At 43.0% G+C, this 19,490-nt stretch carries 23 protein-coding genes; 12 read left to right on the plus strand and 11 right to left on the minus strand.

Annotated elements, in window-relative coordinates:
* Positions 1–32 precede the first annotated feature (32 nt).
* The 3 genes from IRQ95_RS17365 to IRQ95_RS17375 all read right to left on the minus strand — a co-directional run bounded on the left by IRQ95_RS17365 (position 33) and on the right by IRQ95_RS17375 (position 1,988).
* The gene (locus tag IRQ95_RS17365) at positions 33–470 is read right to left on the minus strand and encodes a hypothetical protein (RefSeq protein WP_194438258.1); all 438 of its coding nucleotides are present in this window, start codon (positions 468–470) and stop codon (positions 33–35) included.
* 2 nt (positions 471–472) lie between these two features.
* Positions 473–943 (minus strand): YhcH/YjgK/YiaL family protein, encoded by a 471-nt coding sequence (locus IRQ95_RS17370; RefSeq protein WP_194438260.1) that lies wholly within the window; start codon positions 941–943, stop codon positions 473–475.
* 178 nt (positions 944–1,121) lie between these two features.
* Positions 1,122–1,988: a YicC/YloC family endoribonuclease gene (locus tag IRQ95_RS17375; RefSeq protein ID WP_194438262.1), complete on the minus strand. Its 867-nt coding sequence runs from the start codon at positions 1,986–1,988 to the stop codon at positions 1,122–1,124.
* A 194-nt stretch (positions 1,989–2,182) separates the two neighbouring features.
* Between IRQ95_RS17375 and rph the strand changes: the two genes are divergently transcribed.
* Complete coding sequence (gene rph, locus IRQ95_RS17380; protein ID WP_075652122.1) at positions 2,183–2,899, plus strand: ribonuclease PH; 717 nt, start codon at positions 2,183–2,185, stop codon at positions 2,897–2,899.
* Positions 2,900–3,126: 227 nt separating this feature from the next.
* On the plus strand, positions 3,127–3,768 hold the full coding sequence (gene pyrE / locus IRQ95_RS17385) for an orotate phosphoribosyltransferase (protein ID WP_075652123.1): 642 nt from the start codon (positions 3,127–3,129) through the stop codon (positions 3,766–3,768).
* Between the two features lie 90 nt (positions 3,769–3,858).
* On the opposite strand, the gene IRQ95_RS17390 is transcribed toward pyrE, so the two are convergent.
* The 3 genes from IRQ95_RS17390 to coaBC all read right to left on the minus strand — a co-directional run bounded on the left by IRQ95_RS17390 (position 3,859) and on the right by coaBC (position 6,717).
* Positions 3,859–4,809, minus strand: coding sequence for a Kdo(2)-lipid IV(A) acyltransferase (locus tag IRQ95_RS17390; RefSeq protein WP_194438264.1), 951 nt, complete (start codon positions 4,807–4,809; stop codon positions 3,859–3,861).
* Positions 4,810–4,847: 38 nt separating this feature from the next.
* Entirely contained in the window at positions 4,848–5,438 is a 591-nt protein-coding gene (gene slmA, locus IRQ95_RS17395; protein WP_194438266.1) for a nucleoid occlusion factor SlmA, read from the minus strand.
* Positions 5,439–5,517: 79 nt separating this feature from the next.
* The gene (gene coaBC, locus IRQ95_RS17400; protein ID WP_194438268.1) at positions 5,518–6,717 is read right to left on the minus strand and encodes a bifunctional phosphopantothenoylcysteine decarboxylase/phosphopantothenate--cysteine ligase CoaBC; all 1,200 of its coding nucleotides are present in this window, start codon (positions 6,715–6,717) and stop codon (positions 5,518–5,520) included.
* A 313-nt stretch (positions 6,718–7,030) separates the two neighbouring features.
* Between coaBC and radC the strand changes: the two genes are divergently transcribed.
* The 5 genes from radC (at position 7,031) to mutM (ending at position 9,841) form a co-directional block, all read left to right on the plus strand.
* Positions 7,031–7,705: a RadC family protein gene (radC, locus tag IRQ95_RS17405; protein WP_194438270.1), complete on the plus strand. Its 675-nt coding sequence runs from the start codon at positions 7,031–7,033 to the stop codon at positions 7,703–7,705.
* 280 nt (positions 7,706–7,985) lie between these two features.
* Entirely contained in the window at positions 7,986–8,222 is a 237-nt protein-coding gene (gene rpmB / locus IRQ95_RS17410) for a 50S ribosomal protein L28 (RefSeq protein ID WP_004728407.1), read from the plus strand.
* A gap of 13 nt (positions 8,223–8,235) precedes the next feature.
* Positions 8,236–8,406, plus strand: coding sequence for a 50S ribosomal protein L33 (gene rpmG, locus IRQ95_RS17415; RefSeq protein WP_075652128.1), 171 nt, complete (start codon positions 8,236–8,238; stop codon positions 8,404–8,406).
* 123 nt (positions 8,407–8,529) lie between these two features.
* Positions 8,530–9,015 (plus strand): hypothetical protein, encoded by a 486-nt coding sequence (locus IRQ95_RS17420; protein WP_194438272.1) that lies wholly within the window; start codon positions 8,530–8,532, stop codon positions 9,013–9,015.
* A gap of 19 nt (positions 9,016–9,034) precedes the next feature.
* The gene (mutM, locus tag IRQ95_RS17425) at positions 9,035–9,841 is read left to right on the plus strand and encodes a bifunctional DNA-formamidopyrimidine glycosylase/DNA-(apurinic or apyrimidinic site) lyase (protein WP_194438274.1); all 807 of its coding nucleotides are present in this window, start codon (positions 9,035–9,037) and stop codon (positions 9,839–9,841) included.
* A gap of 23 nt (positions 9,842–9,864) precedes the next feature.
* Here mutM and IRQ95_RS17430 read toward each other — a convergent pair whose 3' ends face one another.
* The 5 genes from IRQ95_RS17430 to IRQ95_RS17450 are packed head-to-tail and all read right to left on the minus strand — an operon-like array spanning position 9,865 to position 13,943.
* Entirely contained in the window at positions 9,865–10,803 is a 939-nt protein-coding gene (locus IRQ95_RS17430; RefSeq protein WP_194438276.1) for a glycosyl transferase family 90, read from the minus strand.
* A complete protein-coding gene (gene coaD, locus IRQ95_RS17435) occupies positions 10,800–11,285 on the minus strand; it encodes a pantetheine-phosphate adenylyltransferase (protein WP_194438278.1) in 486 nt (161 codons plus the stop codon). Before coaD ends, IRQ95_RS17430 begins: the two co-directional genes overlap by 4 nt.
* Positions 11,278–12,078, minus strand: a complete 801-nt coding sequence (locus IRQ95_RS17440) for a glycosyltransferase family 2 protein (RefSeq protein WP_194438279.1) — start codon at positions 12,076–12,078, stop codon at positions 11,278–11,280. The genes coaD and IRQ95_RS17440 overlap by 8 nt, the downstream gene beginning before the upstream one ends.
* Complete coding sequence (locus IRQ95_RS17445; protein WP_194438281.1) at positions 12,078–12,842, minus strand: glycosyltransferase family 2 protein; 765 nt, start codon at positions 12,840–12,842, stop codon at positions 12,078–12,080. Before IRQ95_RS17445 ends, IRQ95_RS17440 begins: the two co-directional genes overlap by 1 nt.
* Before the next feature lie 36 nt (positions 12,843–12,878).
* Entirely contained in the window at positions 12,879–13,943 is a 1,065-nt protein-coding gene (locus IRQ95_RS17450) for a glycosyltransferase family 9 protein (protein ID WP_194438283.1), read from the minus strand.
* 91 nt (positions 13,944–14,034) lie between these two features.
* Here IRQ95_RS17450 and IRQ95_RS17455 point away from each other — a divergent pair, with 91 nt between their 5' ends.
* The 5 genes from IRQ95_RS17455 (at position 14,035) to IRQ95_RS17475 (ending at position 19,253) form a co-directional block, all read left to right on the plus strand.
* Positions 14,035–14,721, plus strand: coding sequence for a 3-deoxy-D-manno-octulosonic acid kinase (locus IRQ95_RS17455; RefSeq protein ID WP_194438285.1), 687 nt, complete (start codon positions 14,035–14,037; stop codon positions 14,719–14,721).
* A 366-nt stretch (positions 14,722–15,087) separates the two neighbouring features.
* A complete protein-coding gene (locus IRQ95_RS17460; RefSeq protein WP_194438287.1) occupies positions 15,088–15,558 on the plus strand; it encodes an FAD synthase family protein in 471 nt (156 codons plus the stop codon).
* A complete protein-coding gene (locus IRQ95_RS17465) occupies positions 15,559–16,545 on the plus strand; it encodes a putative 2-aminoethylphosphonate ABC transporter substrate-binding protein (RefSeq protein WP_194438289.1) in 987 nt (328 codons plus the stop codon).
* A 60-nt stretch (positions 16,546–16,605) separates the two neighbouring features.
* Complete coding sequence (locus IRQ95_RS17470) at positions 16,606–17,610, plus strand: ATP-binding cassette domain-containing protein (RefSeq protein ID WP_194438291.1); 1,005 nt, start codon at positions 16,606–16,608, stop codon at positions 17,608–17,610.
* Positions 17,607–19,253 carry an ABC transporter permease subunit gene (locus tag IRQ95_RS17475; RefSeq protein WP_194438293.1) on the plus strand — a complete coding sequence of 549 codons (1,647 nt, stop codon included), beginning with the start codon at positions 17,607–17,609 and terminating at the stop codon, positions 19,251–19,253. Before IRQ95_RS17470 ends, IRQ95_RS17475 begins: the two co-directional genes overlap by 4 nt.
* The last annotated feature ends 237 nt before the right edge of the window (positions 19,254–19,490 follow it).

Consider the following 19,490-nt stretch of genomic DNA (forward strand, 5'->3'; position numbering starts at 1 on the left):
TTTATCTAATACCAATCGGGATAAGTAAGTGGTCAGAAAATTGCGCAAGGAAAATCGCTGAGAACTAGGCATGGATTGCCGTAACTAGTTATTCTAATTACAAAATCCGTAACGACGTTATCAGCGATTTTAATCAGCATGGCAGGAACCCAAGCTAGACGGTCGGTCGACATTTTGTTGCCACATGGCATTTTGATATGGTTAACCATCCAGATCACGCAGCCATTTTCTAAATTAAATAGCACGCGAACTTGCGAGTAGAGATCGCCATCATCATAAGCTTCTGATACCGGCATTGCCGCGCCTTGCCAAGCCTCAGAAAGTGTTTCTAGTGACCAATCAACACTTAAGCCAATCACTTCGGGTTCAATATCTTTGACGATACGCATTTCAATTCGTGCGTGCTGACCTTCGTTTTCCAAAGCGATTTGGTGCGGAATATTGCTATCATTCCAAGTTAGAGTATGCATGATTATGCCTCCAACCAGTCGTTGGCAACTTTGATGATCGCTTTACGCACAGGCATTGGCTGATCCATCGCTATCAATGGGCGATGTGGCTGAGTTACATTGAAAATAATAAAGTCATGTTGGGCCAGATCAGCAAACTGCTCGTCGACTAAATCTTCACTAAAGGCAATATCTTTGGCATCTAGTAAGTCTTCAGCAATGCTCTGGAATGGCTGTAAGCTGTAGCCGTAACGCTCTTCGCCTTCTAGAAGGATTTGTACATCAACATACTTGCGGTGACACTCAGAACGACGATCGCTCAACAGCTGAGTATTATCATCCACCACGAAGAAAAATACGTCATCGCCTTCAATTGAATAGCGGCCATTCTCAACAGAATCATAAATACGCTGTTTGACTTTTTCGATAACGCTTAACAGCTTAGTTGGCAGGTGCTGATAGTTGCTCAGCTCAGATAGGTTGCCTTTAAACACTTTATACCTCAATAACCACACAGGCGGCGGTGTTAGAAAGGCTAATTATAAAATGCTTAGTAGGTTTGGTTGACCAATTTAAGTTAGGAAGGAGAAGCGGATCAAAAATTAGGGTTAATCTTCAATCCGCTACCAAATAGGCCTTTACTTATGGATAAGAAAAGCCGAAATATCGAGATTACTCGATGTTTTGAATTTGCTCGCGCATCTGTTCGATAAGTACTTTAAGCTCAACGCCTGAAGCAGTGATATCGGTGCTGATTGATTTAGAGGCTAGCGTGTTCGACTCACGGTTGAACTCTTGCATCATAAAGTCAAGACGACGGCCTACCGCACCACCTTTCTTCAAAATATTAGTGGTTTCTTTTACGTGAGAGTCTAAGCGGTCTAGCTCTTCTGCCACGTCAGATTTTTGTGCCAGCATGATCAGCTCTTGCTCAACGCGCGCGGCATCAAGTTCAATTTTTGCTTCTTCAAACTTGCCAAGTAGACGTTCACGTTGCCAAGCAAGGATCTCTGGCATGCGAGCACGAACTTTGACTACTTCGTCAGTGATCGCGGTTAGGCGTTGTTCAATCAGCTCTTTCATGTTGTCGCCTTCACGACCACGAGCTTCAATAAATTCGCTTAGCGCTTCGTCAAAGCCTGCAAGTAGGTCTTTGTTTACCGTATCCATATCTTGCTCTGGAGTTTCCATCACACCAGGCCATTGCATAACTTGGAATGGGTTAATACGGCTCAGTTCGCCCGTCATGTGCATCACTTGCTCTGCCGCTTTGATGACTTGGTTAGCGAGTGTTTCATTAATAGTTAGTTCACCTTTTGCAGCAGGGTTTGCTTCAAAACGTAGGTGGCATTCTACTTTACCGCGTGCCAGACGCTTGCGGAAACGTTCGCGTAATACTGGCTCAAGACCGCGGAACTGTTCAGGTAGTCGGAAGTAGGTTTCTAGGTAACGTTGGTTAACGCTACGGATTTCCCATACGGCCGTGCCCCAATCGCCTTTTAACTCTTTACGAGAGTAAGCCGTCATACTGTAGATCATCGAATTTTCCTGTCTATAAATGCTGAAAATTAACTCTGAGATAGTAGCACAGTCGCCACTGGAATCCTTTTAATCCGACGATGTTTCTTGCTAAGTCATTGAAGCGTTGTTGACAGACTCGCCAGCGCAAACCTTTTCCGTTATAATCCTGCTCCAACCAAAACGTCTCCCCCTACAAATAAAGGTAGATGCCCATGCGTCCAAACGATCGCAAGGCGGATCAAGTTCGCCCAATTAAAATTACTCGTAACTACACAGCTTATGCTGAAGGCTCTGTTCTTGTTGAGTTTGGTAACACCAAGGTACTTTGCAACGCTTCAATTGAAGAAAACGTTCCTCGCTGGCTAAAAGGCCAAGGCAAAGGCTGGGTAACAGCAGAATACGGCATGTTGCCACGTGCGACGCACTCACGTACTCGTCGTGAAGCGACCAATGGTCAGCAGGGTGGACGTACGATGGAAATTCAACGTCTTATCGCGCGCAGCCTGCGTGCTGTTGTGGATCTAAAAGCGATGGGCGAGTTTATGATCACAGTAGACTGTGACGTAATCCAAGCCGACGGTGGTACTCGTACTGCTTCTATCTCTGGTGCGAGCGTAGCACTAGCCGATGCATTCCAACACCTAATTGATAGCGGTAAGCTAAAGAGCAATCCAATGAAAGGCCACGTTGCGGCTGTGTCTGTTGGTCTGCTTGGTGAAGACGTACTGTGTGATTTGGAATACGTTGAAGATTCAGCGGCTGATACCGATATGAACGTAGTAATGACTGAAGATGGTCGTATGATTGAAGTTCAAGGTACTGCCGAAGGCGAACCGTTTACTCATGCACAGTTGCTGGCGCTGTTGGAATCGGCGAGCAAAGGTATTGCGGAAATCGTCGCAGCGCAGAAGACGGCGTTAGCCAATTAGTTTTGAAAAATAGCTTCTTTATATAAGAAGCTATTTTTTTATTTTCGTTATAGGAAACTTCAATGCGTTGTTAGCTGCGCTTGCTCACCCTAATCACATACTTGTGTATGCTCATAGGGATGAGAAAGCTTGCTGCCTAGCTTTGAAGCTACCTATCTAGAAAATGTCATTTATATTTTGTTGATACTGAGTCTAGGGAAACTAGGCATTTAATTAGAGAGTGGATGATGAAAGCATACCAGCGTGAATTTATTGAATTTGCACTAGAGAAAGAAGTTTTAAAGTTTGGTGAGTTTACTTTGAAGTCAGGCCGTAAGAGCCCATATTTCTTTAACGCTGGCTTGTTCAATACTGGCCGTGATTTGGCACGCTTAGGTCGTTTTTATGCAGCGGCGTTGGCGGATTCAGGTATTGAATTTGATGTGTTGTTTGGCCCTGCGTACAAAGGTATTCCAATTGCGACCACGACGGCAGTAGCATTAGCGGACCACCATGACATCGATACCCCTTACTGCTTTAACCGTAAAGAAGCCAAAGATCACGGTGAAGGTGGCAACTTAGTCGGTAGCGCACTTGAAGGTCGTATTATGCTGGTGGACGACGTGATCACTGCCGGTACCGCGATTCGTGAATCAATGGAAATCATCCAAGCGAATGGCGCAGATTTGGCGGGCGTATTGGTTGCGATTGACCGTCAAGAGAAAGGTAAGGGCGAACTATCAGCAATTCAAGAAGTGGAACGTGACTTTGGTTGTGCGGTTATTTCTATCGTGAGCTTGACTGACCTGATCACTTTCCTAGAAGAGAAAGGCGACAACACCGAGCATCTTGAAGCGGTGAAAGCTTATCGCGCTGAGTACGGCATCTAATTGGGTCGTTAGTCTCTATTAATTGAGTAAGATACAAAAAGGGCTGTTGGGTTTTTCCATCAGCCCTTTGTTTTAGATATCAAAACTCGCTTATTTATATCGACAACTTTTCTTAGCGTCAGGGTTTGCCATGGTTTTAAAACGCTTATGCAACCACATCCATTGCGATGGTGCTCGTAGGATGACCATTTCCACATACTTGTTCATATAGGCAGCGGCAGCGACTTCGTCTTTCTGCGGGTAATCGCCTTCTATTGAAATATCAGCGATGACTTCATACTTGCCTTGAGCGTTTCTAAAGCCAGACCCCGGCACAATGGCACACTTGCTGGTGTAAGCCAGAATACTGGTGCCTGTGGTTGTACAGGCATCTTCTACCGCAAAGAAAGGCACGAATACCGACTTGTTTCGACCATAATCATGATCAGGCAAATAGAACAGGCGTTCACCTTGACGCAAGATGCGAATCATTTGCTTAAGGTCTTTGCGATCGATCAACTGATTACCGTTGTGGGTGCGTCCCCAGTATTGAATAAAGTTGTAAGCAGGGTTGTTGTGAGGCCTAAATGCCCCGTAACCGCCCACACCCATTACTGCGAAGGCTCGTGCAGTGATTTCGAGGTTGAGTGCATGCACACAGCAAAGGAGAACCCCTTTGTTGTTCTGTTTGTGCTCAAGCAATACATCGATATCTTTCACTGAAAGGAGGCGCTTGAAGCGCCAAGTTGGCCAGAACCAAGTAATACCCGTCTCAATTAATGCTAATCCGGTATTTTTGAAATTGTCTTCGACAATTGCTTGGCGCTCCTGTTCAGGCATGTCAGGAAATGCTAGCTCAAGATTTCTTGAGGTAACATGGACGCGACTCTCACCATATTTCATGCCGATCTTACCGAGTAAGCGGCCGAAGCGGTATAAAATCGCATAGGGTAATAGATTTACTAAGATGGCTAACAAGCCAAAGCCTAACCAGACGCCCCAGTTTTTTGGGTGCAGCAGCGATAAAGAAAAGGTCGGCTTCGCGTATTTTTCTATATTCATAGTTATAACTTTTACTAGTGAGCAAGTGAGTGATTAAGTTACTCGATTTGGTTTTTTAGTAATGCCCAGTACTCATCAAAATTTGCTGTTGGTTGATATTTAAAATCAGAACGAACGAAACGGTTTAAACTCCCTTCTACTTGCCCTAGCAATTGTGCTGCGAGAATACGTTCATCGACTGGGAATGATTTGCCTTCACGCAGTTTTCGTTCACGTAAGATTTGGCGCAAAGAGGTCTCGATGCGTTCGAACAGTTGATTAATGCGCTCGCGTAAACGTTCATTTTCAAACATTAGCGCGTGACCAGAAAGAATTCGAGTCAAACCTGGATTACGTTCTGCAAAAACGAGAATTAATTGTAGAACTAGGCGGATGCGTGTCAGGGTATCTTTCTCTTCATCTAAGATACGGTTGATACGTGACATTAAAGACTCTTCGATAAACTCAATTAAGCCTTCAAACATACGAGCTTTGCTTGGGAAGTGACGATAAAGAGCCGCCTCAGAGACACCAACTTGTTTTGCCAATTTGGCGGTCGTAATGCGTGAGGCTCCCTCGTTCGATTCCAGCATTTCTGCTAGTGCTTGTAAGATTTCTTCTCGGCGATTGGTTTTTCGGGTTCCAGCCATGAACGCTTCCTTTTTACCACGATATGTTCCCCGCCTTGAAAAAGGCAGGGGGAATTAGCTCAAAAATAAGAATCCAAGATTAAAGCTTGTCAGCAATAATCAGCAGAATTTGTTGTGCAATTTGTTGTTTTGATGCAAGTGTTAGTGATTGCTCACCATCTTGCCAGTATACGGTAATCGCATTATCGTTACTATTAAACCCTTGCCCCTGCACTGAGACGTCATTCGCACAGATCATGTCGAGGTTTTTACGGGTTAATTTGCTTAACGCATACTGTTTAACGTTTTGAGTCTCAGCGGCAAAGCCAACGGTAAATGGACGGTTTTCTGTCATTGCTGCAACCGATGCAACGATATCCGGATTTTTCACCATATTGACAGTCATAGAGTCGCTGTCATCCGTCTTCTTCAGCTTATTGTCAGCAACGGTTTCTGGGCGGTAATCTGCCACAGCGGCGCAGCTAATAAAGATATCGCTTTGACTCGCGTTATTCATTACCGCTTGGTGCATATCGAGCGCGCTTTCTACATTAATGCGCTCAGAGCCTTGTGGGGTCGGTAGGGATACAGGGCCGGCAACCAGTCTTACTTCAGCACCAAGCAATAAGGCGGCTTCGGCAAGGGCAAAGCCCATTTTGCCTGAACTGTGGTTGCTGATGTAACGGACAGGGTCGATTGCTTCGCGTGTCGGACCTGCACTAATTAAGATAGATTTGCCTTTTAACGGTTTATCAGCAAAAAATTGCTCACATAGCCCGACGAGCTGCATTGGCTCTAGCATACGGCCGGGGCCGACATCTCCACACGCTTGCTCACCAGCTGCAGGCCCCCAGATATGCATTCCACGACGCGCTAAGGTGGCAATATTTTCTTGAGTCGCTTGGTTGCGGTACATCTGCTGATTCATCGCTGGAGATACTGCAATTGGCGCGTCACTCGCGAGCACTAGTGTTGTGAGTAAGTCATTACCCATTCCAGCTGCCATACGTGCAATTAGATCGGCGGTTGCGGGTGCCAGCAAAACAAGGTCTGCCCATTTTGCCAACTCAATGTGACCCATCGAAGCTTCTGCCGCAGGGTCGAGTAGGCTGTCAGAGACTGGACGACCAGAAACTGCCTGCATGGTCAGTGGTGTGATGAATTCTTTGGCGGCGTTGGTCATGACGACTTGAACTTGAGCACCGCGTTCAATTAAACGGCGAGTTAATTCAGCGCATTTATAAGCGGCAATACCACCGCTAATGCCGAGTAAAATCTTTTTACCTGCGAGTGTTTGCATTGTTGAATCTCCAAAATATTGCCGCTGATAGTACCACAACCATGCCACTACTGGAGCGGTCAGATTATGAATCTCAATCAAAGAAATAGAGGATAGTTACACCAAACCCGTCAGGTATCGAGGGGAGTATTCCGGCGATGCGTTCCTTATATAAGTTAGAGGAAGCTAACGAGAACGATGTTTTCTGATACTTAGAGTTGTCTAAAAATTGCATGAGAGTATTGATATGGGCGTATAAAAAGACGGTGATTTTGGTTTCTACTCCTTAATTTTGTTCAATAGACGCTGGTTTGTTTGGATATTGGACATAGCAATGGGAATAAAATCGCTGCCAACAGGCTCAATGCCTAGAGAAAAACTACTGTCACGTGGAGCCCAAGCACTCACTGATGCAGAGTTGTTGGCAATATTCCTGCGCACAGGCACGCAAGGAGTGAATGTTTTAGAGTTAGCGGATCACCTAATTTGTGAGTTCGGCTCACTGAGAAAGCTATTTGCTGCTACGCGGCAGGAATTTTGTACTCATAAAGGGTTGGGGGCAGCAAAGTATGTACAACTGCAAGCGTGTCTGGAGATGTCGCAGAGATATTTGCAAGAAACTTTGCAACGAGGTGATGCGCTAACCAGTCCACAACAAACGAAGCTCTATCTTTCTGGTTTACTGCGTGATCGCCAACGTGAAGCCTTCTATATATTGTTTTTAGACAATCAACATCGTGTAATTAGCTCTGAGGTTATGTTTGAGGGCACCATTGATTCCGCCTCGGTCTATCCTAGAGAAGTGGTCAAACGTTCGTTAGAGTTAAATGCAGCCGCACTCATACTTGCTCATAATCATCCTTCAGGTGTGGCAGAGCCCAGTCAGTCGGATCGACGCATTACCCGTCGTTTAGTTGATGCATTAGCCTTAGTTGAGATAAGAATTCTCGACCATTTTGTGGTGGGAGATGGCGAAGTCGTCTCTTTTGCGGAGCGCGGATGGATATGAGTCACAATTTTTGTTGTGACTTGAACCAAATGTAAGTACAATCCATCGACATTTTTTAGACTAAATTCAGCTCTGCTTAAAAAAAGATCACTGAAATCTGTAAAAAGGATCTGTTCGGGTCTTGAGCAATGCTGGTCAAGTTAGTATAATGCGCGACCTTTGATAGCCTTGTATAGACTTTCTATAGCGGATCTAAACCTCTATCCTTCTGTTTAGAAATAGAAGAGGTTCGGCCACCAAGGTTGATATCGAGCTGAAACGATTTTGGAGAAGACATTATATGTCACGAGTATGCCAAGTAACTGGTAAGCGTCCAGTAACGGGTAACAACCGTTCACACGCACGAAATGCTACTAAGCGTCGTTTTCTGCCGAACCTACAAACTCATCGTTTCTGGGTAGAGAGCGAAAAACGTTTTGTTAAACTACGCCTTACTGCAAAAGGTATGCGCATCATTGACAAGAAAGGCATCGATGCTGTTCTTGTTGACATCCGTGCGCGCGGCGAAAACGTTTAAGAGGAAATAGGCAATGGCAAAGAAAGGCGTTCGTGAGAAAATCCGTCTAGTATCAACTGCTGAGACTGGTCACTTCTACACAACTGACAAGAACAAACGTAACATGCCTGGCAAATTCGAGATCAAGAAATTTGATCCTGTAGTTCGCAAGCACGTTGTGTACAAAGAAGCTAAAATCAAGTAATTGATTTTTTCTTTGTAGCTTCTTAATTGAAGCGTATATTAAAAAAACCCAGCCTTCGAGTTGGGTTTTTTATTATCTAAAACTCTCATATACTGCAACTTATAACCTTTAAAGGATTGAAGTATGCAGTCTACATCTCAGCGCCGTCGTTGGAATAATCGCCTAATATTTGGAGTATTGGTGTTTATGGTGCTGCTAAATCTACCAACTTTGATCAAAACTTACTTGCTTGAAGCGCCAGTGGAAAGTGAATATCCCTACCTGCTTGATCCCAACCAAACGCTACAAGCCATTTATTCAAGTCAATGGTCTTTGACTCATGAAGATGATGACTGGGTATTAAGCGTTCCATCACCAGTTAAGGCGCAAGAGCTTGCTGCGCGTTGGCAGTCTCTGACGGGAACTCAGGTACCAGATGAAAACTATCAATCATTAAAATCACGTTTATCATCACCAAGTTCTATCGAGGTATGGTACGCAGATCAAGAAGAGCCGCAAAGGATCACCTTCTACCAATTGCCCCAGTTTTGGCTACTGAAAAATTGGCAAGGCGACTGGATTGCCGTCACTGTAGATAAAAACTATCTATTCCCGACAGACAGTCATTAAGAAGAAATTGGAGTAGAAAGTGCCTGAATTACCAGAAGTTGAAGTGAGCCGCATGGGGATCACTCCTCACTTAGTTGGACAAACAATCAAAACCCTTACTTTTCGTACCCCAAAATTACGTTGGGATATTCCGGTCGAGTTAAAACAATTAGAAGGCCAACAAATACGCAGTATTCGTCGCCGTGCAAAATATTTAGTCATAGAAACTGACGCAGGTTGTGCGATTGTACATTTGGGGATGTCAGGTTCACTGCGAGTATTGGATGCTGAGATTGAACCAAGTAAACATGATCATGTAGATTTAAAACTGACCAATGGCAAAGTGCTGCGCTACAACGATCCTCGCCGCTTTGGTGCTTGGCTGTATAGTGAAGATGGTCATCATCAAGTGCTTGGTCACATGGGGCCAGAGCCTTTGACTGATGAATTTAGTCCGCAATATATGCTGGAGAAAGCAGTCAATAAGCGCGTGACTATTAAGCAGTTTATTATGGATAACAAGGTGGTTGTCGGGGTTGGGAACATTTATGCCAGTGAATCTTTGTTTAGCTCTCGAATTCACCCGCAGCGTGCGGCGGGTAGCTTAACGCTAGAAGATTGGACCCGATTGGTTCAAGAGATCAAACAAGTATTAGAGACCTCGATAAAACAAGGTGGGACGACTCTAAAAGACTTTTCCCAAGCAGATGGTAAGCCAGGATATTTCGCTCAAGAGCTGCGTGTTTACGGCAAAGCGGGTGAACCCTGCCCAAGTTGTGGGGAAGAAATTGAAGAACTAAAAATAGGGCAGCGTAATACGTTTTTCTGTCCACATTGCCAAAAATAATGGAGGCATTTCGCCTCCATTGTTTAATGAGTTTGTTCAGACTGCTGGAAGTATTTTTCTGCCACCATCAGTGAGATAAGTTGCTCTCGTTGATGATCTTTGAATTGCGCGACCCAAGCTTGAGCATTGTAAATAATGGCTTGAGCTTCTTCTGGATTGGCGAGGTAGTAATCCATTTTCTCATCAAGATCCGAAAAGTCATCTTTTACTTCAACGAAATGCACACCAGCTTCGAGCTTTCCTTCCATAAACCATGTTTCGTAACGAAGCTTTGGCGTAAAGCAGAGTGAGTTTGACGACATAATCCACTTTAAGTTGGTTGCAACGTCCATGCCTTCTAAGCTGAGGATAAATTTATACTGCAACTGCTCAGCGATGGTCATCGATGGTGTGACGTAGTTTAACTGTTGTGGGTCTTCATCTTTTGTATCTACTCGACCGATATTACAGCGCGGATTGTCAAAGTGTTTGACCAGTAAGGTTCGACGATTGGGGCGAAATCCCGTGCCACGCCAGACTATCATGTCTTTTTTGTCTTCATAACGAATGTCATTGTCGACAAAAAAGTAATGTCTAACCGCATTTAGTTTCAATAATACTGAGTTTGCATTATCCCCATCGATGGGTCTGCTCTTGAGAAAGCTAGGCTCAGTTGGCACATCAATCACATCACCATTAACGTACTTGAATGCTGTGCTTGCTGGGAAGCATTTGATCACTTTAAGTAGATCATAGTAGTAAGCGCTGCCACCGGTTTTTTTGAAGTCACTAACTCGAGTGAGTGCTTCTTCGCTGAGGCTAAAGTGTGAGTTTAGCTTACAGTAATAGTCAACGCGATCAATTAGGTATGTTTCATCATACTGGCTGCGTGTTGCAAGCAGCGTTTTAGCATACCAGCGAAATGGTGGGGCAGGTAAGGCGGCGAGTAACCCATTAGATAAGTAGTACTTTAACTTTTTCATTGTTCAGCGAGCTTTTTTAAAATGGCGTTGTTAACTGGCTCAGGAACAAACTGCGCCACATCGCCTTGATGAATAGCGACCTCACGGACAATGGTCGAAGAAAGAAAAGCAAACTCTTCTGCTGGAGTTAGAAAGATACTTTCTAGACCCGGTAGCAGTTTGCGATACATGCTGGTTAGTCCAAACTCGTATTCAAAATCCATGGTAGTACGCAAACCGCGGATCAGTACATTCGCTTTCTGCTCTTTGGCAAAGTCGACCAATAAGCCACTGAATCCAACCACGGCAACGTTGGGCAAGTGAGCGCATGATAGCTCTACAAGCGCAACGCGCTCTTCTAAGCTAAACATGGTTTTCTTTGATGGACTGGTTGCCACAGCGATAGTGACATCGTTAAACATTTCTGCAGTTCGCTCAATCAGATTGAGATGCCCATTGGTTAAAGGGTCAAAAGTACCGGGATAGATGACTTTTTTACTCATCGCCTGTTCCTGATATAAATTGATCAACGCCATTCTCACAGCGCTTTAAATGCTGCTGAATTGTTTTTTCAAGAATCTCATCATTTTGCGCTAATGAGGCGCGTGAATTCTCATTGTGATACAAGTGGTAACCCACTCCGGCAAACTTAAGATAGAGGCGAGTTTTGCCAGCGTTAAGCATACGATGAACAAATTCGCTATCTTCACGACCCCAACCAACGAAGTCGTTATTAAATCCATTAATTTCGAGTATATCTTCTCTCCAGAATGACATGTTACAACTACGAGTTGATTTGTCTGTATTTGATATTTTGGAAAACACTGCGCTAAAAATTTCCGAACTAATCATGTTTTTGCGGTTTTTGATTCCTTTACTGAAAATTGAAGGAAGCTTGCCCTCTAAGATCAAATTATGTGTTAGTTTCTGGTTTAAAAGCACTCTTCCACCTTGGATAAATTGCTCTTTTTTAGCATTTTTTAGATGGTCAGCAATAAAGTTTTGAGGAAGTACAATATCACCATCAATGATAATGATGTAATCACCTGAAGATTTTGCAATGGCTCTGTTGCGACTTTGAGCTGCGCGGAAGCCATCATCTATCTGCCAACTGTGGATCAGTGCTACTGGGAAATTTTGTGCCATTTCTTCGATCAATAGCTTGGTATCTTCACGCGAACCATCATCCGCAACGATCACTTCATTAGGCAAAATTGTTTGGTGTTTAACGCTTTCTAGAACTACTTTTAGCGCTTCTTTCCAGTTATAAGTGGTAATAATTAAGGTGGTTTTCATTATTTTTTTGCCTGTTCGCGGAGGTAAAGATCGATGTATTTAACAAAAGTGGAATGCATACTAAGCCAAGCTAGGATGAAACCATGTTTACCATCAAGAAAGCCTCTTTTGATGATATACATCTTGCAAAAACAGGCTAGGGCGTGTGCGAGCGCTGTCGTTAGACCAGATTTCTTTTTCCCTTCACGCTCATCAGTCCAAGCTTTCAAGTAGCCAGTGGTTTTGTTGATGTAGTGATGCAGGTGTTCATAAGTATAGTGGTGTAAACGACCATCGAGCTTGATTGTTTCGTAATTGCCATCAATGACTTTTTCATGAACCAGTGCGTCGTTGTAGTGAGTGTATTCGGTTCGATATAAGCGCACAATCCAATCTGGAGACCAGCCGGAATGGTAGATAAATTTTCCGAATGCTGAGCTGAGACGATTGATTTTATACAGTACGTTAGGCTTGTCTGAAGCAACCGCAGCGAGAATACTGGTTTTTAACTCTGGGGTGACTTGTTCATCGGCATCTAGCCAGAGCACATAATCACTGGTGACATATTGCTGTGCGAGTTGGCGTTGCTTGCCAAATCCAGGCCACTCGGAGTTTGTGTAGAATTTGTCGGTGTATTGTCGAGCAATTTCTTCAGTGGCATCTGTGCTGCCGGAGTCGAGTAGGACGATCTCGTCAACCCAACCTTTAACGGTATCTAGGCATGCCTGTAAGTGCTTTGCTTCATTTTTAACGATCAATGCTACGGCTAAGGTTGGCTTAGACAATTGATTATTCCTTCTTTCTCTGTGCTACTGATGATTTTAACTGCTCGTTAGCTGAAAATCTGCTACTGCTTTATCAAACATGCTGATGACTTGTGCGCTCGTGATGCGCTGCATAGCATGGTTATCTTTGGCTCGAGTTCGCCAGTTGAGTTGTTCACTGTGTTTGCCCGTTTCAGCAAAGATGGTCTCTTCATAAACGGAGACGGCATAGTCTAGATATTGATAAGGACCAACGCGCAGCGGGTTATGGTGAGCATAGAGCCCAATAATTGGCGTTTGCATCGCATTCGCCATATGAGCAGGTCCAGTATCCGGCGCGATCACTAAATCGACCTGTTCGATAAGTGCTAACATTTGCAATAGACTGCTTTTACCCACCAAGTTGAGACAAGGTTTATTTAAGTGTTCTTGAACCGCATTGGCTAAATCAACTTCTACTTTGGCTGGGCTACCAGCCAGAATAATATTCCAACCGCGTTGCTGAGCATGCTCTATGAGTTCAGCATATCCTGTGGCGTGCCAGTTTTTGTAAGCCTTGCTCGCACCAGGGACAACCAGCAGATTGCGCGTTTCATGATTTAACTGTTGATTTGCCCACTGCAGGTCACTTGGTTGATAACGAAGAGACCAAATGGGTGTTGTATTAGCAGGAACGCCGAGTTTGTGTGCAAATGCCATGAGGCCATCAGCCACATGCAAAGATTGTGGTGATGGTACTTTGATGTTGGTAAACCAGGTTTGAAAATCTTGGCTGCGTGATGAGTCAAAGCCTAGTTTGTATTTCGCTTTGATTCCTAATGTTGCAATACTGGCTCTAATTGCGTACTGCATATGCAGTAGCGCATCAAACTCACGCCCGTTTAATTGTCGCCAAAGCTGTTTATAGCCTTTCCAGCCAGCGCTTTTATCAAACACGATGATTTCAATGTTCTCTACAGCAGCAAGAAGCTTAGCCTCCAGTTTACTCGTGATCCATGTGATGTGTGTATTTGGCCAATGCTTTTGAATCGCTTGTGCGGTTGCGATGGCATTGCAAACATCGCCGATGGCAGATAAGCGTAAGATACAAATGGACTCAGGAGCGGATTTAAATAGCGGCATGAAACGAACTCAACTTAATGGTTAGACAAGAATTATGCAGTTGGGGGTAGGCAATGTAAAATAAATCTACTTAACGAAGCAGGTGAATAGAATGCAAACGCTGAGAATTGATGATCAGGTGATTTGGTTTGATGAAACGCTGATTGATCAAGCAACCGTAAAACAGGCTTTTGATGCTGACTTTTGGCAGCAGCAAGACAAGATTATTGGCAGTGCCCAAGGGAGAGGAACGACTTGGTTTATTCAGCTCGACTCGCTGCAAGCGGCGCTACGTCATTATCGTCGTGGAGGCTTGTTTGGCAAATTGATTGCAGACAGTTACTGCTATCAAGGAGAAGAGAAAAGCAGAAGCCTGCAAGAGTTTCAGCTTTTGCAAACTTTGCGCTCATCAGGTGTTAATGTGCCACGTCCTATTGCCGCTCGCATCGTTAAGAAAGGCGTAGTATACCAAGCAGACTTATTGAGCGGAAAAGTACCGAATGCGCGCGATCTCGTGGCTATTTTGCAAGAAAAACCATTGTCAGCAGAGATATACCAAAAAATTGGTAATGAAATTCGCAAAATGCATGCGGCGCAGGTTAATCACACCGACCTCAATATTCACAACATTCTCATTGATGATCAACAGCAAGTATGGATTATCGATTTTGATAAGTGCTATCAGCAGGAAGGTGATAGCTGGAAACAAGCGAACTGGGATCGATTAAAGCGCTCATTTGAGAAGGAGTTAAAGAGAAAAAACATCCACTGGAAAGAATCTGATTGGTTGTTAAAGTAAATTCATATTTGTCGAAGGAAATAGGTTAAAGATCAAACTGAGAGACGTGATGCGGTACTTTGTCATTGATGCGGTGGGTCTTAAAGCCTACTATGAAGACCAATAGGAAGTCCCAAAAGCTCGTGTCAGACGGTAAGAGTATAGCTTATCCAACGCTACGCGTTTATGTGAATGCTACATAAACTGATGATATATTAGCAGCTTTTATTGAACCCCAAATAGTGGACGAAAATGACGCCATGATCAGAGTGTCGAATCAAGATACTGGGCTAGGCGCGATTGAGATTTTTTACATTGATAGGACAAGGAGGTTTATAAACAAATTGTCCTGTCAAAAGTGTATTTTTATTCAGAGAGTGATTATTGATGAGCAAGAGAATATTGGTAGATATGTCCGCTACCCTTATCCACCACGGGCATGTACGCCTGCTAAAGCAAGCGAGTGAGATGGGGTATGTTATTGTTGCACTAACAACTGATGATGAAATCAAAACAAAAAAAGGTTATACATCAGAACTTTCTTATGAGGAACGTAAAGAAATATTAGAAAGTATTCGTTACGTAGATGAAGTTGTTCCTTGCAATTGGCTTATAGATAACGATTTCTTAATTGAGCACAATATCGATTTGTTAGTTCATGGTTGTGATAATGTAAATCATATACCAGAAGAAAAACTAGCTATATTTCCGCGTACTGAAGGAGTTAGCAGTTCTGAGTTACGTGAGCGTGTGCTGGATAGTCTTGTTTCAATGAACCTTAATGGTAAGAAAGGACCATCTGATAAAGTTGCACGCATGTTGATAAATGTAATCAAAAGTGAATTTAAGTTGGATTAGATGAAAATAAAACTACTTACTGTATTCCTTTCTGTTTTGAGTTTTTCAGTCTTAGCAAAAACAGAATTAACGGTTTACACTTCGATAGAAAATGACCGCTTATCGGATTATAAATCAGCTTTTGAAGAACAATACCCAGATATTGGCATTAATTGGGTACGAGACTCAACGGGTGTAATTACAGCCAAACTTTTAGCTGAAAAAGATGCGCCCAAAGCAGATGTTATTTTTGGCGTTGGAGCTAGTAGTCTGCTTTTGTTAAAAGATCATGACATGCTAACTAGTTATAAACCGCAAGGTTATGAACTGCTCTCAGAAAAAATGCGAGACAATAATATCCCTCCGTATTGGGTAGGCATGGACGCTTGGGCAACTGGTTTATGTATTAATAAGTTTGTTATGAAAAAGCATGATTTGCCTTATCCTAAGACATGGCAAGACTTGACCAAGCCTGTATACAAAGGACTAGTTGCAATGCCTAACCCGGCATCATCTGGCTCTGGTTTTATGAATGTAACAGCATGGATTCAAATGTGGGGTGAGCAAAAGGCTTGGGAGTATATGGATGCTCTCAATAACAATATAAAGTTATATACTCACTCAGGAACAAAGCCTTGTAGTATGGCGGCGCAAGGTGAAGTTGCTATAGGCATAGCATCCTCGTCTTTTGCTCATGGTTTGATTAAGCGCCGTGCGCCAATTGATGTCGTCTTACCTGAAGATGGTATTGGTTGGGAAATGGAGGCGGCGGCTATTGTGAAAGGAACCAAACATAAGCAAGCCGCAGAGAAATTGCTTGATTGGGTTAGTTCAGACGAAGTGGCTAAATTAGGCGTGAAATTCTCGGGAATTACTGCTCGTGAAGAATTTATGACAGTTGAAGGAAAAGCTAGCTATCAGAAAATGATCAATAATAATTTAGTCTGGGCTGCACAGAATCGCGCTGTATTAATTCAGAAATGGAGAGATAAATACGAGCTAAACTAACTTGTAATTTATTGAATGTTTCACTAAATATTTAAATTAGTATAATTAAGAGAATGGTGTGTGAGCTTTTTATCCATTGAACACGTGATCAAAGATTATGAAGAATACCGTGCTTTGCATGGTATTTCTTTATCTATTGAACGTGGTGAGTTTGTTTGTTTTCTTGGTCCATCTGGCTGTGGAAAAACAACGTTATTGAATATAGTTGCTGGACTGCATTTTCCAGAGCAGGGAAAAGTGTGTTGCCTTGATGAAGATATTACTTATTTATCTCCGGCAAAAAGAAAATTTGGTATTGTCTTTCAAAATTATGCATTGTTTCCTAATTTGACGGTAGCCGATAATATTACTTATGGTCTACGAGGTAAAGAATGGAGCAAAGCGCGCCGCAATGAGCGGGTTGATGAACTATTAACATTAATAGGCTTGCCTCATATTGCCTTCCGTTATCCTGTAGAGCTTTCTGGAGGTCAGCAGCAGCGCGTCGCATTGGCGCGTGCGATAGCTAATAACCCCCGACTACTTCTATTAGATGAACCTTTATCTGCGCTAGATGCAAAAGTACGTGTAACACTGCGTGATGAGCTTAAAGTCTTACAGCGAAAGTTGGGAATCACAGTGATTATGGTCACGCACGATCAAGAAGAAGCGATGGCATTAGCCGATAGGATTGTGGTGATGAATGAAGGACGTATCGAGCAAGTAGGCACCCCTGAATCTTTATACCTCAAACCTAGTAATCGTTTCGTCGGTGAGTTTATCGGTAGCATGAATATGCTAACGATACCGCAATGGGCGCAGGGACAAACTATTGGCGTGCGTTATGAGCAGGTTCTAGTGCGTCCTGCGACGGAGGAGGTACTAGTATTGCCTTATACTTTAGTCGTTCGAATTGTAGCATGGCACTTAATGGGGGCTTTTTATCGTGTTGAGTTGTTAATGAGTGATCAAAGTACTCAGCTTTACGCGGATATTCCTTATCAACATTTTTTGGATCAAAAACTAGCAGAACATAGCTTGGTTGCAATTACAATTGCGCCTGAGTCTTGGTGTGTTTTCCCATGATACATTCTTATCATTTACAACGTGCTGGTCGTAATATCCCTAACCTATTGTTATTGCTGCTTCCTTGTGCTTTTTTATGGTTAGGGGTTGGAGAGCCAATAAAGCAACTAATCATCCGCAGTGTTAGTGATAATCAAGGGTATTTTATCGGCCTAAAAAACTTTATCGATTATTTCTCAAATACGGGTCTTGTCGACGCGCTGCTACATTCGTTAATCGTTAGTATGATGGTTATGCTGCTTAGTGTCAGTTTGGCTTTTGCTATCGCATTAGGTATAGTTCGCAGTCAGTTGTGGGGGAAAACAATGTTATATTCCTTTATTCAACTACCGTTATTTGTACCCTCTATTTTTCCTTGTTTAGGCTTAATTTACCTCTTTGGTGGACAAGGTCTGCTTACACCTTATTTACCAAGTTTTGAATTATATGGGCCAGTGGGTGTTATTATGGGCGGGGTGATCTTTACTCTGCCACACGCAGTACTCATGCTGGTAACGACATTGCGAGGAATAGATGCACGTTTATATCAAGCTGCAAGTAGTTTGGGGGCTAACCCTTGGCGGCAATTTACATCGGTAACACTTGCGAATAGTCGTTATGGCTTAATCAGTGCAGGATTTGTAGTGTTTACGCTAACCATGACGGATTTTGGTATTGCTAAGGTGTTGGCTGGTCAGTATTCAATGTTGGCTACTGAAATATATAAGCAAGTAATTGGACAGCAAAATTTTTCAATGGGCGCTACTATTAGCTTACTTTTAGTTGTGCCTACTTGTATTGCATTTTTTGTGGATGGTTGGGCACGCAAACAACAGGCTCGTTTAGCTAATAATCAAACAGTGCATGAGGTTAAACCCATCTTAACTCGAGATTTGCTATCCACTTTGATTTGCTGGACTCCATGTTTAGGACTATTTAGCGTAATTGGAGTGGTGGTATGGGGGTCATTGATAGCCTATTGGCCTTATGACTTTAGCTTTACTTACGCCAATTATGATTTCGATGCCCTTGGTTATGGTTGGCAGCCTTATTGGAACTCATTGATACTGGCGATACTAGTTGCTGTGCTTGGTGTTGTAATTACTTTTTGTACCAGCTATCTAACTTTACGTATAAATGCCCCTTTAATATTAATAAATGCAGTACGTTTTTTCGCGCTATTACCATTAAGTATCCCAGGGACAGTCTTAGGCTTAGCATATATTTTTGCTTTTAATCATCCCGATTCATTGCTAAACGTCTGGCAAGGAAGCTTTGTAATATTAGCCTTTAATACTATTGTTCATCTATTTTCTGTGTCTTTTCTTACCTTTAACAATACTATTGGTCGATTGGACTCAAGCTATGAGCGTGTAGGGGCATCTCTGTCCATACCGCAATGGCTCACTTTTTTCCGAGTAATTGTGCCGTTATCTAGATATACATTGCTTGATGTTTTCTTTTATCTATTTGTTAATGCGCTAACAACGGTATCAGCAGTAGTCTTCTTATACAGTCACGATACTCTGTTGGCATCAATTGTTATCTTAAATATGGATGATTCTGGCAACCTAGCCGGAGCCTCTGCAATGGGAACTTTATTGCTGATTACTGCACTAATTGTAAAACTATTACATATATTGGCTGTTCGTCTAATTCGTTAAATAAAGTTCATATGTGATGCTACATTGATTTTTATGGCATGTTGCCTGGTTTTTTATCAGAGATAAGCGCCTCATAAATTCTTGGGCGCTTAAATTACTTTAATGTAAGCGCACCATAAACCCCGCATTCTAATCGCCTAGCACAAATAATAAGATCAGGTCTCCAACCAAGAGGAGATTTGAAATGAGAAAACGTCGCACCAATCAAGAATGGCAAATGCTAATTAAGCAATCTGA

Origin of the sequence: Vibrio fluminensis, from assembly GCF_015278125.1 — a bacterium.
Classification (GTDB): domain Bacteria; phylum Pseudomonadota; class Gammaproteobacteria; order Enterobacterales; family Vibrionaceae; genus Vibrio; species Vibrio fluminensis.